This is a genomic window from Bacillus sp. FJAT-45066, from assembly GCF_002335755.1.
In the GTDB taxonomy this organism is placed as follows: Bacteria; Bacillota; Bacilli; order Bacillales; family Bacillaceae_I; genus Bacillus_CD; species Bacillus_CD alkalisoli.
In genome coordinates, this window is the sequence record NZ_NISQ01000001.1 from 1519194 (window position 1) to 1534698 (window position 15505).

General features: G+C 36.1%; 13 protein-coding genes. All 13 read right to left on the reverse strand.

What is annotated here, in order from left to right; all coding sequences use genetic code 11:
• Positions 1-98: 98 nt before the first annotated feature.
• The 13 genes from ffh to sdaAB all read right to left on the reverse strand — a co-directional run bounded on the left by ffh (position 99) and on the right by sdaAB (position 15429).
• On the reverse strand, positions 99-1445 hold the full coding sequence (ffh, locus tag CDZ92_RS07720; protein ID WP_096154663.1) for a signal recognition particle protein: 1347 nt from the start codon (positions 1443-1445) through the stop codon (positions 99-101).
• 12 nt (positions 1446-1457) lie between these two features.
• Positions 1458-1793, reverse strand: coding sequence for a putative DNA-binding protein (locus tag CDZ92_RS07725; RefSeq protein WP_096154664.1), 336 nt, complete (start codon positions 1791-1793; stop codon positions 1458-1460).
• Between the two features lie 370 nt (positions 1794-2163).
• Positions 2164-3162, reverse strand: a complete 999-nt coding sequence (ftsY, locus tag CDZ92_RS07730; RefSeq protein WP_096154665.1) for a signal recognition particle-docking protein FtsY — start codon at positions 3160-3162, stop codon at positions 2164-2166.
• Between the two features lie 14 nt (positions 3163-3176).
• Entirely contained in the window at positions 3177-6743 is a 3567-nt protein-coding gene (gene smc / locus CDZ92_RS07735; RefSeq protein WP_096154666.1) for a chromosome segregation protein SMC, read from the reverse strand.
• Positions 6744-6948: 205 nt separating this feature from the next.
• Positions 6949-7686, reverse strand: a complete 738-nt coding sequence (gene rnc, locus CDZ92_RS07740; protein ID WP_096154667.1) for a ribonuclease III — start codon at positions 7684-7686, stop codon at positions 6949-6951.
• Between the two features lie 168 nt (positions 7687-7854).
• Positions 7855-8088, reverse strand: coding sequence for an acyl carrier protein (gene acpP, locus CDZ92_RS07745; RefSeq protein WP_096154668.1), 234 nt, complete (start codon positions 8086-8088; stop codon positions 7855-7857).
• Between the two features lie 137 nt (positions 8089-8225).
• Complete coding sequence (gene fabG, locus CDZ92_RS07750) at positions 8226-8966, reverse strand: 3-oxoacyl-[acyl-carrier-protein] reductase (RefSeq protein ID WP_096154669.1); 741 nt, start codon at positions 8964-8966, stop codon at positions 8226-8228.
• Positions 8967-9914 (reverse strand): ACP S-malonyltransferase, encoded by a 948-nt coding sequence (gene fabD, locus CDZ92_RS07755; protein ID WP_096154670.1) that lies wholly within the window; start codon positions 9912-9914, stop codon positions 8967-8969.
• Positions 9914-10927, reverse strand: coding sequence for a phosphate acyltransferase PlsX (gene plsX, locus CDZ92_RS07760; RefSeq protein ID WP_096154671.1), 1014 nt, complete (start codon positions 10925-10927; stop codon positions 9914-9916). Before plsX ends, fabD begins: the two co-directional genes overlap by 1 nt.
• A gap of 17 nt (positions 10928-10944) precedes the next feature.
• Complete coding sequence (gene fapR / locus CDZ92_RS07765; protein WP_096154672.1) at positions 10945-11511, reverse strand: transcription factor FapR; 567 nt, start codon at positions 11509-11511, stop codon at positions 10945-10947.
• Between the two features lie 268 nt (positions 11512-11779).
• Positions 11780-13828, reverse strand: a complete 2049-nt coding sequence (gene recG, locus CDZ92_RS07770) for an ATP-dependent DNA helicase RecG (RefSeq protein WP_096156952.1) — start codon at positions 13826-13828, stop codon at positions 11780-11782.
• The gene (gene sdaAA, locus CDZ92_RS07775) at positions 13821-14705 is read right to left on the reverse strand and encodes an L-serine ammonia-lyase, iron-sulfur-dependent, subunit alpha (protein ID WP_096154673.1); all 885 of its coding nucleotides are present in this window, start codon (positions 14703-14705) and stop codon (positions 13821-13823) included. The genes recG and sdaAA overlap by 8 nt, the downstream gene beginning before the upstream one ends.
• A 61-nt stretch (positions 14706-14766) precedes the next feature.
• On the reverse strand, positions 14767-15429 hold the full coding sequence (gene sdaAB / locus CDZ92_RS07780) for an L-serine ammonia-lyase, iron-sulfur-dependent subunit beta (protein ID WP_096154674.1): 663 nt from the start codon (positions 15427-15429) through the stop codon (positions 14767-14769).
• Positions 15430-15505 lie beyond the last annotated feature (76 nt).

Here is a 15505-nt window from a genome sequence, read left to right on the forward strand (position 1 = left end):
GATAGTATGATAACAAGTAGTTAATTGTTTGTAAAGTGTTTTTTCTTGTCACTTTAAAATTTATAGAGAAAAATGTATAAAACTTATGATAATCGGACTTACATAAAAGGAAGTTTAAATCCACCTTTCTTCCCTTTACCTTTTGTCATACTTGTCATTTGTTTCATCATTTTTTTCATTTCTTCAAATTGCTTTAGTAAACGGTTTACTTCTTGAATTGGTCGACCGCTACCTTTTGCTATCCTTTTTTTACGGCTCGCATTAATGATATCAGGCTGTTCTTTTTCTTTTTTCGTCATAGATCGAATGATAGCTTCGACATGACCGATTTGTTTATCATCGACTTGAACGTTTTTTAAGCCTTTCATTTTGTTTGCACCAGGTATCATGCCTAAAATTTCGTCCAAAGGACCCATTTTTCGTACTTGTCCTAGTTGCTCCAAAAAGTCATCAAATGTAAAGCTCGCTGTACGAAGTTTTTGTTCTAACTCTTTTGCTTTTTCTTCATCTACATTGTCTTGCGCTTTTTCAATAAGAGTTAAAACATCGCCCATACCAAGGATTCTTGACGCCATACGTTCAGGATGAAACGGCTCTATTGCATCAAGCTTTTCTCCTAAACCTACAAATTTGATTGGTGTGTTTGTTACTGCTTTTACAGATAAAGCAGCTCCACCTCGAGTATCTCCGTCTAATTTTGTTAAGACAACCCCTGTTAAGCCAAGTTGTTCGTTAAAGCTCTCAGCAACATTAACTGCATCTTGTCCAGTCATTGCATCAACAACTAGAAAGATTTCATCAGGTTTGGAGATCTCTTTAACTTGTTTCAATTCATCCATTAATGCTTCGTCAACATGTAATCGACCCGCAGTATCAATTAAAACATAGTCATGGTGCTCTTCTTTTGCCTTTTCAATTGCTTTTTTAGCAATTTCAACAGGACTAACTTGATCACCAAGTGAAAAAACAGGCATGTTTAACTGTTTACCTAATGTTTCAAGCTGTTTAATTGCTGCAGGACGATAAATATCAGCAGCAACAAGCATAGGCTTTTTATTGTTCTTTTTTCGCAATAAATTAGCAAGCTTACCTGTCGTCGTTGTTTTACCAGCGCCTTGTAAACCAACCATCATTATGACCGTTGGTGGTCGGTTACTTACAGCAATTTTACTTTGCTCTCCACCCATTAAGTTCGTTAGTTCTTCTTTTACGACTTTAATTACTTGCTGACCTGGAGTTAAGCTTTTCATTACTTCTTGTCCAACAGCACGTTCACTAACTCGTTTTACGAAGTCTTTTACGACTTTAAAGTTAACATCTGCTTCTAGTAAAGCTAATCGAACTTCACGCATCATTTCTTTTACGTCTTGTTCTGTTACTTTACCTTTACCGCGAATTTTTTGAATGGTGTTTTGCAAACGGTCGGCTAAACCTTCAAATGCCATGTACGCCGCCCCCTAATCTAATTTCTCAAGCGCCTCTACTAACAGTACTATATCATTAGTAGGAGCATTTTCTTTTTCCATCATTAATTGTTTCATCTTTGACAAAAGTTGCTGACGCTCTTGAAACTTTTGAAATAACAAAAGTTTTAGTTCATATTCTTCAAGCATTAGTTCCGTACGTTTAATGTTGTCGTAAACAGCTTGACGACTTATGTTGTATTCCTCTGCTATTTCACCAAGGGAGTAATCATCCAAATAATACAAAGACATATAGTTTCTTTGTTTTGGAGTTAACAACGATTGATAAAAATCATAAAGATAGTTCATTCTCGTCGTTTTTTCCAGCATGTTTGTTCACTCTCCCTTGTTAAGTGAAATGCCTTTACATTGAATTAGTTTACAATTAAGTTCAAAGTATGTCAAGTTTTCTTCTTGACCACTTTTCAATACTACAGGTTAGTACATCCGTAATAAAATATAATTACTTACTTTAGTTGTTCGTGACAGTCAATCGCTTTCCGCGTGTGGTCTCGGCAGCAAAGCTTCGCACGAAGAAAATGCGTATGCATTTTCGAGGAGTCTCTTGACTGTCACAAACAACTCCTTAATGTTGGGTTGAAATTACAATTATCAATTTCTAACTATATCAAATAATTTGGAAATTTAATATTTAAAAAACAGGTTGTGACTATTCACAACCTGTTTCAAAATTCAGTATTTACACTTCTTCTGCTTCTTCTTTTTCTACTAAGCCAGCGAATAAGCCGTAGACGTATTGGTTTGCGTCGAAGGCTTGTAGATCGTCTACCTTTTCACCTAGGCCTACGAATTTAACAGGGATTCGTAAATCGTTACGAATCGCTAAGACAATTCCACCTTTTGCCGTTCCGTCTAATTTCGTTAAGACGATACCAGTTACGTTTGTTGCCTCAGAGAAAATTTTAGCTTGGCTAAGCGCATTTTGGCCAGTTGTTCCATCTAACACTAATAAAACTTCATGTGGAGCCCCTGGTACTTCTCGTTCAATTACTTTTTTTACTTTTTCTAGCTCTTTCATTAAGTTGACTTTATTTTGTAATCTTCCTGCAGTATCACATAATAATACGTCGACTTTTCTTGCTTTAGCTGCTTGAATTGCGTCATACATAACTGCAGCTGGATCAGAGCCTGAAGATTGTTTAATAACGTCGACACCGACACGTTCTCCCCACACCTCTAATTGCTCGATTGCTCCTGCACGGAACGTGTCTCCAGCTGCTAATAGTACCTCTTTACCTTCTTGTTTTAAACGATTAGCAAGTTTTCCAATCGAAGTCGTTTTCCCTACTCCATTTACACCAACAACAAGAATAACTGTTAAACCTTCTGATTGGATGTTAAGGCTCGGATTCGTTTCACCAGCAGATTCATAAATTTCTACTAATTTTTCAGAGATAACACTTTGCACGTCTTTTGTATCCTGGATATTACGACGCTTTACTTCCATCTTTAACTCATCAATTAATTCCATAACTGTATTTACGCCAACGTCGGCACCAATTAATATTTCTTCTAATTCTTCAAAGAAATCCTCATCTACTTTACGGTACCTTGCTACTAAGTCGTTTACTTTACCAGAAAACGATTCCCTTGTTTTTGTTAAACCTTCTTTAAACTTTTCTGTTACAGATTCTGTTTGTGTTGTAATTTTCTCTTTTAATTTTTTTAAAAAGCTCATCTCGCTCTTCCTTCCTATGTTACTAGTTCTTTCGTTTCTTCCAGTCTAACAGATACAAGTTTAGAAACTCCAGATTCTTGCATCGTTACACCATATAGTACATCACATTGTTCCATTGTACCTTTACGATGTGTTATGACAATAAACTGTGTTTCTTTACTATAGTGCTTTAAATAGTTTGCAAAACGATGAACATTCGCCTCATCCAAAGCAGCTTCCACTTCATCTAATATACAGAATGGTACTGGTCTAACTTTTAGGATACTAAACAATAGAGCAATTGCTGTTAGAGCTCTTTCTCCACCTGATAATAACCCTAAATTTTGAAGTTTCTTCCCAGGTGGTTGTGCTACAATTTCTACCCCGGTGTTTAGCATATCTTCAGGGTTCGTTAATACTAAGTCAGCTCGTCCTCCTCCAAACAAGGAGTGGAACACATCATTAAAGTGAGATCGAATGTTCGTAAAGGTTATTTCAAATCTCTTCGTCATTTCTTCATCCATTTCACTGATAACTTGATATAACGTATCTTTGGCTTCAAGTAAGTCTTCTTTTTGCTCTTTTAGGAAATAATAACGCTCCGAAACACGCTCATATTCATCAATTGCTGCTATGTTTACTGTACCGAGTTCCTCCATCGCCATTTTGATTAGCTTTAGTCTTTTTCTTGATATTTCGATGTCATCTAGTAGCGGAAATTGCTCTTTAGCCGCTTCAAACGTTAACATATATTCTTCCCTTAAATGCATTAGTCTATTATCAAGTTCAACATCTAGGCGATTCAATTGGACTTCTTCATCTTTTAAGATTTGCGTTAGAGTCTTATATTGTCTTTTTAGTTCTTTTAATTCCAGCTCTTGTGCTTCTAGTTTTTCGTGTAGTCTTAACCTCTCTTCTCTTCTAGAAGAAATAAGTTGAATTGTTTCATTTTTATCTTGTAATTTTTCTTGTGCAGCAAACTCTAATTGCTTTTCTCCAGAATAACTATCCGTCATTTCACTATTTAACAGAGATAAATCTTCTTGAATCTCAATAAATTTATTTTCTGCTTCTTCTAATTGTTGCTTTTGTTGAAGTACTTTATGTTTTTGGTTCTGAATTCGTTCTTTATGGCTAGCTGCATCAACTTTAAGGTTAGTAATCTCTGATTGTAACGTTTCCTTCGTTACATGCTGTTCTTTCTTTTGATTTGTGAGATGAAGGATTTCTTTATCTAACCCTTCTATCTCGATCGTTAACTCAGCTAATTGCTTATTCAATTCGCTTTCACGTGCAATATTACTTGCTTTAGCTGTTGTAAACTGCTCTTTTTCATAGTCATAGAGTGAAAGGTGTTCATTAATATTTTTCTCTTCTAGTTCAATTTCTTTTAGTAGCGCTCTAACTTGCTGTTCCTCATAGCGTAATGTTTCCCCTTGCTCTTTAATTGCAGCAACTTCCATTTCTTCATCTTTCAATTTACTTTTCAGCACTTTTACTTGCTCTTCCATTAAAGATGCTTGCTCTTCAATTTCTGCTAATTTAATTGTAGCGAATTCTAATTCTCTTGTGCGACTTAACAATGAATTATTTTTTTGTTTCACAGCTCCACCAGTCATGGAACCTCCTGGATTAACAACATCACCATCTAACGTTACGATTCGGTAACGATGCTGAACAATAGACGCTAACCTATTCGCACCTTTTAAGTCTTTTGCAACAATTACATTCCCTAGAAGATATAGAATGATATTTTGATAGTTTTGATCAAAATGAACTAACTCTGATGCCATTCCTACAAATGCATCATCCCCTTGTAATTGTTTATGATGATAATCAGGAATGGAACGTTCTTTCATTACAGTCATTGGTAAAAAAGTTGCCCTACCAAAACCATTTTTCTTTAAGTAATGAATCGCATTTCTAGCATCCTGTTCTTCTGAAACAACAATATGTTGCGTAGAACTACCGAGAGCAATTTCAATCGCTGTTTCATAGTCTTGTTTCACTTGAATTATCTCAACAACGGCTCCTTTAATACCAAAAAGCCTTTGTTCGTCTCTAGCCTTTAAAATCTCTTTAACTCCTTGGAAAAAGCCTGCAAAGTCTCCTTGCATCGCTTCAAGCATTTCTTTACGAGATTTTGTTTGTTGTAAAAATTTAAACGCATCATACAATAATTTTTCTTTCTTTTGAAGCGTGTTTTGTAAGGTGTGTAATTGAGATACGCTTTTTCGATAGCTATCAACGGTACTATTAATTTTCGTTTCAAGTTCCATATTTTGTTTTAATGTTTCGCTTTTTTTCTTTGAGAGCGACTGGCGTTCTATAATATATTTTTCATTTACTTCTTCTAGACGCTTTGTCTTTACCTCTTCTTGTTTCGTTTGTTGATTTAAATACGTTAACTCATTTCGAATGGATGCTTGTTTGTTTAAAAGCTCAATATAATCACTTTTTAGTTGTTCAATGGTTTCTTCCATGTTTTGATTGAACGTATCATGCAATTCGAGTTTACTTGTTAGATCCAACTCTAGTACTTTCAATGTTTGTTGCCAATCTTTTAATATTGAACTATCTTTTGTAAGATTCTCTTTTAAATCTGCAATTATATTGTCTAATTCCACAACAGATTTTTCTAATTGTGCTCTATTTTGTGATGCATTCTTTTTTCTTTCTTTTAATACTTCTTTTCTACCTTCTAATTTTTCTAATTCAGAACTAGCAATCAAAAGGGCATCTTGTAAATAGTTAATAGATTCATCTAAAGCTTGTACATTGTTTTTCAACTTTTCCAAATCGGCTTCTTTATGTTGTATGGAAGAAGAGAGGTCTACTTCCTTTTCCGTATTCGTTTTGACACGATCAGAAAGTTGTTCCCATTTAGTGTGTAATTCTTCAATTTCAAATACTGTCACGCCTACTTCTATTTTTTCTAGTTCTTCTTTTTTTTCTAAAAAGTCTTTAGCGATAGAAGCTTGAATTTGTAACGGTTCTACTTGAGATTCTAATTCATGTAAAATATCGGAAACACGATTCAAATTCTCTTGTGTTTCAAAAAGCTTATGTTCCGCTTTTTTCTTTCTAGTCTTGTATTTTAGTACGCCAGCCGCTTCTTCAAATATACTTCTTCGTTCTTCCGCCTTACTACTTAAGATCTCTTCTACTTTACCTTGGCTGATAATTGAAAAAGCTTCTTTTCCTAAGCCAGAATCCATAAATAAATCTACAATATCTTTTAAACGACAAGACTGATTATTTATTAAAAAATCACTCTCACCAGATCGATATACTCTTCTTGTGACGCTTACTTCCATATAATCAATGGGTAAAATACGGTTGCTATTATCTAATGTTAAGGTTACTTCAGCAATATTTAATGGTTTACGCGATTCACTACCAGCAAAAATAATATCTTCCATTTTAGTACCACGTAGTGATTTAGCTGACTGCTCGCCTAAAACCCAGCGAATGGAATCGGTAATATTACTTTTTCCACTTCCGTTAGGTCCTACAACAGCTGTAACACCAGGCACGAAGTCTACTTTAATTCTTTCTGCAAACGACTTAAAACCTAAAACTTCTAATCGTTTGAGGTACATTCTTCCTCACCTCATTGTGTTTATCATAGTTAATCCCTTTTTTCTATTCACTCTGTTAAAAACCTCTGCTATTTTCGAAGGAGTCTACGACTTGCGGTCCAATCAACAGCTAGATATTTTTTAAAACAATTATATTCTTTAACTCAGTCTTTAAATAAGAAGTATCCCCCTATGATAGGGGGATATAATGTTGTAATAAATAAAATTAATGTTGCTTTAGTTTCGTTAGAGCATATTGTGCTGCGTGTTGTTCTGCTTCTTTTTTAGACTTACCAATACCTACTCCAAGTTCTTCGCTGTTTAACAGCACTTGTGAAACAAACTCTCTACTATGAGCAGGGCCTTTTTCTTGTAATACTTTATATTCAATTTGCCCTAAAGCATCTCTTTGCACTAACTCTTGTAGTTGGCTTTTAAAATCCATCACATGAGAAAAAGCACCATCGTTAATTTTTGGGTAAACGTACTTTTCTAAAAAGGAAATTACGGATGATAACCCTTGGTCTAGATAAAGCGCACCGATAAAAGCTTCAAATACATCTGCAAGTAAAGCAGGTCGTTCTCTACCCCCTGTTAATTCTTCACCTTTACCTAGTAAAACATAATTACCGAATGATAGCTCGTTAGCAAAGGCTACAAGTGAAGGTTCACATACGATAGAAGCACGTAGCTTCGTTAATTGACCCTCACTCATTAATGGGTACTTTTCATAAAGAAACTTAGAGATTGTTAATTCTAATACTGCATCTCCTAAAAACTCCAGGCGCTCATTATCTTCGTACATTTTTTTACGATGCTCATTCACATATGATGAATGTGTAAATGCTTTATATAACGTTTTTTCATTTTCGAACGTTATACCTATTTGTTGTTGCAATTGTTGAAATTTAATCCGTATAAGCTCATTGCGTTTATCTGTACTTTTGTTTCTATTTTTGTACATGGGTAGCCTCCGACATTACCTCAATCACTATAAGAATGTGACAATGATATTATGTATAACATATCTATTTTAACAAATTATTTAGTAGATACAAATAGCTATATTTAAATATAATTCTAATAATAGGAAAAATCCCGCTCTGAAGGCGGGATTTTAAAATAGAATCAATTACTTGTTGGACTGTATGTAGTTCACTGCATCGCCAACCGTTGCAATATTTTGTGCATCTTCATCAGAGATTTCCATATCGAACTCATCTTCAAGTTCCATTACTAATTCAACTACATCTAGAGAATCAGCACCTAAATCATCTTTGAATTTAGACTCTAACTTTACTTCAGCCTCATCAACACCTAAACGATCAACAATGATTTTCGTTACACGCTCTAAAACTTCTGCCATAACTTTCACCTCCCCTCAAAGAGTGATAACTCGTACTTATTTTACTTTCAAAATGTTCTAGTGTCTATATCTTTATATAGCTTCCGTTAATTTCATCCTAAGTTGTCATTCATTATGATAAAGACTTAGTTTATTAATTACATTACCATTCCACCGTCAACATGTAGTGTTTGACCAGTCATATAGACGCTTTGTTCTGATGCTAAGAAAGAAACAACAGTTGCGATATTCTTTGCTTCTCCAAATTTAGCTAAAGGAATTTGTTTCAACATTTCTCCTTTAACCTCTTCTGGTAATTTGTCAGTCATATCTGTCGTAATGAAACCTGGTGCAACAGCGTTTACATTAATGTTTCTAGTAGCTAATTCACGAGCAGTAGATTTTGTTAAACCTATTACGCCTGCTTTTGCTGCAACATAGTTTGCTTGTCCAGGATTTCCACTTACTCCAACGATGGAGGAAATATTAATGATTTTTCCAGAACGTTGCTTCATCATTTGACGAGTTACTGCCTTTGTACAGTTAAACACACCTTTTAAATTGATGTTTATAACTTCATCCCATTCTTCTTCTTTCATACGCATCAGTAAATTATCTCTCGTAACTCCTGCGTTATTTACTAAAATATCAATCGTTTCGAATTGCGCAATAGCTACTTTCATCATAGCTTGTACATCTTCCATGTTGCCTACATTCGCTCTTACAGCTATTGCATTTCCACCTAATTGTTGAATTTCTTCTACCACTTCTTGCGCTTTCCCTTCGCTTCCAGCGTAATTTACAACAATATTCGCACCTTTAGAAGCTAACTCTAATGCAATAGCACGTCCGATACCTCTAGAGGCACCTGTAACTACAGCCGTTTTACCTTGTAGCATTTACTTCTCCTCCGCCTCTTTGAAAAATTGTAATGCATTTTCTAATGACTCAGAATCATATACAGACAATACATTTACTTTTCGATTTATTTTCTTTACTAATCCAGATAAAACCTTACCTGGTCCAATTTCCACAAACGTATCTACACCTTGTTCAATCATGTATTCTACCGATTGTTGCCAACGTACAGGTGAATATAGTTGTTCTACAAGCTTTTGTTTAATGGATTCCACTTTTAATTCATTTGCATCCACATTTCCAATAACAGGTACAGTAGGCTCTTGCACTGTAATGTTCTCCAGTACTGTTTGGAACTTTTCAGCTGCTGGTTTCATTAACTCCGAATGAAACGGACCACTTACAACTAACGGTATTACTCTTTTTGCCCCTGCAGATTTTGCACCTTCACTCGCCGCCAAAACACCTTCAACAGATCCTGAAATAACAATTTGACCAGGGCAATTAATATTCGCTAATTGAACTGATCCAACTTCTTCTGAAGCCTTTTTTGTAACAGATTCAAGTTCTGGTGCTTCTAAACCTAACACAGCTGCCATGGTACCTTTTCCAGAAGGCACTGCTTCTTCCATTAGTTTCCCTCTCATATGAACGGTATGAACTCCTTCTTCAAAACTCATAGCGTTCGCAGCAACTAGTGCTGAATATTCACCTAAACTGTGTCCTGCAACATAATCAGGAACAATTTCTTCTTTTTTTAACAACTGTAAAATGGCAATGCTCGCAGTTAAAAGTGCAGGTTGAGCATTGTAAGTAGCTGTTAATGTTTCTTGTGGGCCTTCAAACATATAATTAGTCAAAGAGTAACCTAGTGTTTTGTCCGCGGTTTGAAAATACTGCAATACTTCTTCATGCATATTAGCTAACTCTTGTCCCATTCCTACAGCTTGGGAACCTTGTCCTGGAAAAACAAATGCAATCTTCCCCATTATTCTCCTCCGTTCTCAACATGTAACTCCATCTTTTCTATTTGTTCTTGTATGTTGGATACCATTTCTGATTGAACCATAAATCGTGTTTGTCTGATAGCATTAAATATCGCATTTGCATCAGAAGATCCATGAGCCTTTACTACTGGTGCTTTCAAACCAAACAGAGCCGCCCCACCATACTCAGAATAATCCATTTTATTTTTAATAGATTTGAATTTTGGTTTTAAAACTGCCGCTGCTAACTTGCTTTTCAAATCACTTGTTAGCGCATCTTTTAACATCGTAAAAACACTTAGAGCTGTCCCCTCAATTGCTTTTAAAGCAATATTTCCTGTAAATCCATCGGTAACAACAACGTCACATACTCCTGTTAACAAGTCTCTAGCTTCAACATTACCGACAAAGTTTATAGAAGGAGTTGATTTAATTAATTCGAATGCAGCTTTTGTTAATTCATTCCCTTTATTTTCTTCTGTACCAACGTTTAGTAAGCCAACTTTAGGGTTAGAAATACCTCTAACTTTTTCAGCATAAATAGAACCCATCACAGCATAATTGTGAAGGTGTTCTGGTTTTGCGTCCACATTTGCCCCAACATCTAGCATTAAAAAGCCTTCTCCACCAATTGTAGGGAATGTTGGCGCAAGTGCAGGTCGTTCAATCCCTTTAATTCGTCCTACCACTAGTAAGCCTGCCGTCATTAGTGCACCTGTGTTTCCTGCAGAAATACACGCGTCAGCTCTTCCTTCTTTTACTTCTTTTGCCATTAAGACTAAGGATGAATTCTTCTTTCTTCTTACCGCTCTTACAGGCTCTTCATCACCTGATATATATTCATCCGTATGCAATATCGTTATGTTTTTATCATTATGTAAATATTTTTTAATTTCTTCTTCATTTCCAACTAGAGTAAACTCTACGTCTGTAAAGGATTCAACTGCTTTCATAACACCTTCAATAATGGATTTAGGTGCATGATCTCCGCCCATTGCGTCTATTGCTATTCTCATGTTATGCTCCTTTCTGTTTACAAGCTCGTTGAACGGAACATTTCAAATTCTCCATGGAAAACTGTTTCGTTGCCAACTGTGCTTTTCACTTCCACTGAAGTTCGACCTTTTTCAAGTTCAACCTTTGTTACCAAAGCTTTTGCAATTATGCGCTCTCCTAGTTTAACAGGCCTTGTAAACCTGATAGTTGCCTTAGCTGTTAAAGCTAGGTCATCGTTTATTACAGCAACCGCTAACGAATTTGCTTGTGCAAACAAATGGTGTCCTCGTGTTATATTATTTCGACTAAAAACATGCTCTTCCTTCACATCTAAGATGGATATAGCACTTTTATCTAATTCAATATCTATTATTTCGCCTATAACTTCTTCGATAGGTAGAGATTTGACTTCTTTTTCAAGCGTTTGTTCCGCTACATTTTTTATTCTTTCGCGAAGTTCTGGAATACTTAACTCTAATCTATCTAGTCTTATTGTTTGTATACTCACACTAAAAAAATCCGCTAAATCCTCGTCTGTAATAAAAGGATTCTCTAAGATTTTTTCTTTTAGTAATGATTGCCGCTCTTTTTTTGTTCTTTTCATATGTATCTAACTCCATCCGAACTATTATGACTAGGTACTAATAGTAGTATATATAACAAAAAAGCAGATTGCAAGACAAAATTGTCTTAGAGAATCTGCCTTTTTAGAGACTATTTTAAATACCGCAGTTGATTATAGCGCTAGTCTTCGCTTTCCGCGGGCTTATCTAGGTCTTGCGGCTAGCGCATCGAGCTGAACGAGCCTCCATAACTTTTCTGTGAGTCTGGAGCATACAACTTGCGATCCAATTAACTGCTATACATTTTTCCTAATCTAATTTCTCTCCCCCAAGTACACCTGTATCGTTTATATAGTTTCTTAGTGTTGTGTATTCTTCGTTAGACCAGAATTCTTCAGAATGTAGCATCTCGTATGCATCCTGTCTTGCTACTTCTAATGCTCTGTAATCGTGAACCATATCAGCAACTTTAAATTCAGGGACACCACTTTGTTTTTTACCAAAAAAGTCGCCAGGTCCACGTAATTCAAGATCCTTTTCCGAGAGAACAAATCCATCATTTGTTTCTGTCATAATACGCATTCTTTCTTTGCCTTCTTCTGTTTTCGGTTCTGCCAAAAGAATACAATACGATTGTTCTGAACCACGACCAACTCGCCCACGTAACTGATGTAGTTGCGACAATCCAAATCTTTCTGCATCGTAAATAACCATCATTGTAGCGTTTGGAACATTCACACCGACTTCTACTACTGTCGTGGAAACTAGCACTTGTATCTCATTCAAACTAAAGGCCTTCATCACTTCATCTTTTTCATCTGAAGAGAGTCTTCCATGCATAAGTCCAATATTCCATTTCCCTCTATAATAGTGAGTAAGCATTTGGTGCACATCAATTGCGTTCTGTACATCTATCTTTTCTGATTCCTCGATTAATGGACAAATGACATAAGCTTGTCTACCCTTACTTAACTCTTTTTCCACAAAGTTTAATACTCTATCAATCATATGGTGATTAGCAGTATAAGTTTCAATCACTTTTCTACCTGCTGGCATTTCATTAATAATAGACACATCCATTTCACCAAAAGCTGTAATAGCTAGAGTTCTAGGGATTGGAGTTGCCGTCATAAACAATACATCCGGACTTTCCCCTTTTTCTCGTAAAATTCTTCTTTGCTGAACTCCAAATCTATGTTGCTCATCGGTAATGACGAGCCCTAGTTTATGAAATTGAACTTCTTCTTGAATTAAGGCATGTGTACCTACTAAAGCATCTATTTCTCCATTACGCAGGTCCTCTAGTAGTTCTTTTCTCTTTTTTCCTTTTACGGAACTTGTTAGTAATTTCACTTTTACACCTGATTTTTCAAAAAGCTTTCCTAATGATTCGGCATGTTGTTCCGCTAAAATTTCAGTAGGAACCATTAATGCACCTTGATATCCTGATTGAATAACCGCAAAAAGGGCGATTGCAGCAACTACAGTTTTACCTGAACCTACATCCCCTTGTAGAAGACGATTCATTCTGTATGGGGAAGTTAAGTCGTTCATAATTTCTTTTATCACTCTATTTTGTGCCCCTGTTAAAGGAAACGGCAAAGAGTCGACAAAACTTTTTATCTCTTCTTTATCAAGTTTATGTGCAATTCCTATTGAGTTTTCACGCGTGTATTTCCTTAATGCTTGTATCTTAAGCTGGAACAGGAGAAACTCCTCATACACAAAATATCGCCTTGCATTTTTTAACTGCTCATGTGTCTCTGGGAAGTGTAGTATTTGGACTGCATCTCCTTTTGTAGGTAATTTATATTTTTGTGAGAGATGCCGAGGAATATAATCCTCCATTTGTTCCATGTATGTAGAAATTGCATTTGCGATAAACTTCCTCATTTGTTTTACACTAACGTTACCTTTAACTGAATAGACTGGCTCTACTTCATTGTCACTACTAAATGGTCCAAAGTGTATATGTTGAACAGTAATTGTTTGACGATGCTGATCCCATTTACCAGTAATTGTTACCGTCTGGTTTATGTGGAGTTTGTCTTTGTAATAAGGGCGATTAAAACAAACTGCTTTCACTAATATTGGTCCGACAAAAAAACGAAAAGTAAGTCGGTTTTTTTTGCGGGCATAATACATAAGAGAAGGTTCTCCATGAACCTTCCCTTCGACAGTTATTTTCTCTTCATGCTTCACTTCCGTAATATCTCGAAGTCGATTATCTTCATAACGGTAAGGAAAATACAATAGCAAATCATGGACAGATGTTATTCCCATCATCTGTAGAGATTGTGCTGTTTCCTCCCCGATCCCTTTTATCATTGTTACTGGTGTATGTGATAAATTAGTCATTTTGTAACGATACGCCAAATATTTTCGCTTCAAGTTCGCGTCCTGTAGGCGTAGCCGCTAATCCTCCTTGTGCTGTTTCTTTTAGCGCAGTTGGCATTGTTAGTCCGATACGATACATTGCGTCAATTACTTCATCACACGGGATTCTACTTGTAATCCCCGCTAGAGCCATATCCGCTGCTACCATTGCATTCGCAGCTCCCATTGCATTTCGCTTTACACACGGAACTTCTACTAGTCCTGCCACTGGATCACATACTAATCCTAGCATATTTTTCAGTGTAATTGCCATCGCTTCCGCACATTGAGATGGCGTACCACCAGCCATTTCAACGATTGCAGCAGCAGCCATTCCAGAAGCAGAACCAACCTCAGCTTGGCATCCACCTGCTGCACCCGATATAGAAGCATTATTTGCTACAACGAAACCAAAAGCTCCAGATGTAAACAAGAAATTTAATTTTTCTTCGCGAGTTGGGTTTAAAATATTTTGAACAGCAAATAATGTTCCAGGTACTACACCAGCAGAACCTGCAGTTGGAGTTGCACAAATCGTACCCATGGCTGCATTCACTTCATTAGTTGCAACTGCTTTACTAACTGCATCAAGCAGCAGGTTTCCTGAAAGTGTTTTGCCTTTTTTCATGTATTCTTGAAGAAGCACAGCATCACCACCTGTTAGACCTGTAACAGATTTAACACCTTTTAAGCCTCTTTCTACAGCTTGTTCCATTATATCTAAGTTCTTTTCCATTTGTTCAATGATTTGCTCACGGGACTTACCTGTGAATTCAATCTCTTGCTCGATCATTAGTTGAGAAATTTTAACCCCTCTACTTTCAGCAAGTTCAACTAGTTCCGCAACATTTCGAAACATTATTATTCCCCCTTTGGTCGTTCTCTAGGTGATGTAAGCGTTCACATTTTCATTAAATCATTTAATCAACGATTTTTGTCACTTGAATAATGTTTGGTAATGAAGATAGTTCTTCTATAACTGATTCATCTATATTTTGGTCCACTTCAATAGTCATTAATGCTTGTTTACCTTTTTCTTTTCTTGACACTTCCATATGCCCTATATTTATTGCATACTTTGCTAGAACATTAGCAACTCCAGCAATTGCTCCAAATCGATCATTATGAACAACTAGAATAGCTGGATGATTACCTGATAATTTGAGTTCAAAGCCGTTTAATTCTGTAATCTCTATCTTCCCACCGCCAATTGAGATTCCTACTAATTCCATCTCATTGTCTTCGTCACCAATTATTACTTTGGCTGTATTTGGGTGATCTGTTATTGATTCTTCCTCGATAAAAGTTACCTCTAACCCTTGCTCTTTTGCAATTTGCAATGACGTTTTTATTCTTTCATCAAAAGTATCATAATCAAGTATACCTCCAACAATCGCCACATCTGTTCCGTGGCCTTTATACGTTTTTGCAAAAGACCCATATAGATGTACTCGCGCCCATGAAGGTTGTTTGCCAAATAGGCTTCGAGCAACCCTACCAATTCTAGCTGCACCTGCCGTATGGGAACTAGATGGCCCTATCATTACGGGACCAATAATATCAAAAACACTTCTATATTTCATAGTAGGTTCACTCCTTTGCCGTATCTAAAATGTTCTTTTGAATTGAACATAACTAATCCATCATAAACATATCACA

Coding starts and splice junctions, on each gene's coding strand:
- ffh (WP_096154663.1), bottom strand. CDS start 1,445: ATGGCATTTGAAGGTTTAGCCGACCGTTTGCAAAACACCATTCAAAAA.
- CDZ92_RS07725 (WP_096154664.1), bottom strand. CDS start 1,793: ATGCTGGAAAAAACGACGAGAATGAACTATCTTTATGATTTTTATCAA.
- ftsY (WP_096154665.1), bottom strand. CDS start 3,162: ATGAGCTTTTTAAAAAAATTAAAAGAGAAAATTACAACACAAACAGAA.
- smc (WP_096154666.1), bottom strand. CDS start 6,743: ATGTACCTCAAACGATTAGAAGTTTTAGGTTTTAAGTCGTTTGCAGAA.
- rnc (WP_096154667.1), bottom strand. CDS start 7,686: ATGTACAAAAATAGAAACAAAAGTACAGATAAACGCAATGAGCTTATA.
- acpP (WP_096154668.1), bottom strand. CDS start 8,088: ATGGCAGAAGTTTTAGAGCGTGTAACGAAAATCATTGTTGATCGTTTA.
- fabG (WP_096154669.1), bottom strand. CDS start 8,966: ATGCTACAAGGTAAAACGGCTGTAGTTACAGGTGCCTCTAGAGGTATC.
- fabD (WP_096154670.1), bottom strand. CDS start 9,914: ATGGGGAAGATTGCATTTGTTTTTCCAGGACAAGGTTCCCAAGCTGTA.
- plsX (WP_096154671.1), bottom strand. CDS start 10,927: ATGAGAATAGCAATAGACGCAATGGGCGGAGATCATGCACCTAAATCC.
- fapR (WP_096154672.1), bottom strand. CDS start 11,511: ATGAAAAGAACAAAAAAAGAGCGGCAATCATTACTAAAAGAAAAAATC.
- recG (WP_096156952.1), bottom strand. CDS start 13,828: ATGACTAATTTATCACATACACCAGTAACAATGATAAAAGGGATCGGG.
- sdaAA (WP_096154673.1), bottom strand. CDS start 14,705: ATGTTTCGAAATGTTGCGGAACTAGTTGAACTTGCTGAAAGTAGAGGG.
- sdaAB (WP_096154674.1), bottom strand. CDS start 15,429: ATGAAATATAGAAGTGTTTTTGATATTATTGGTCCCGTAATGATAGGG.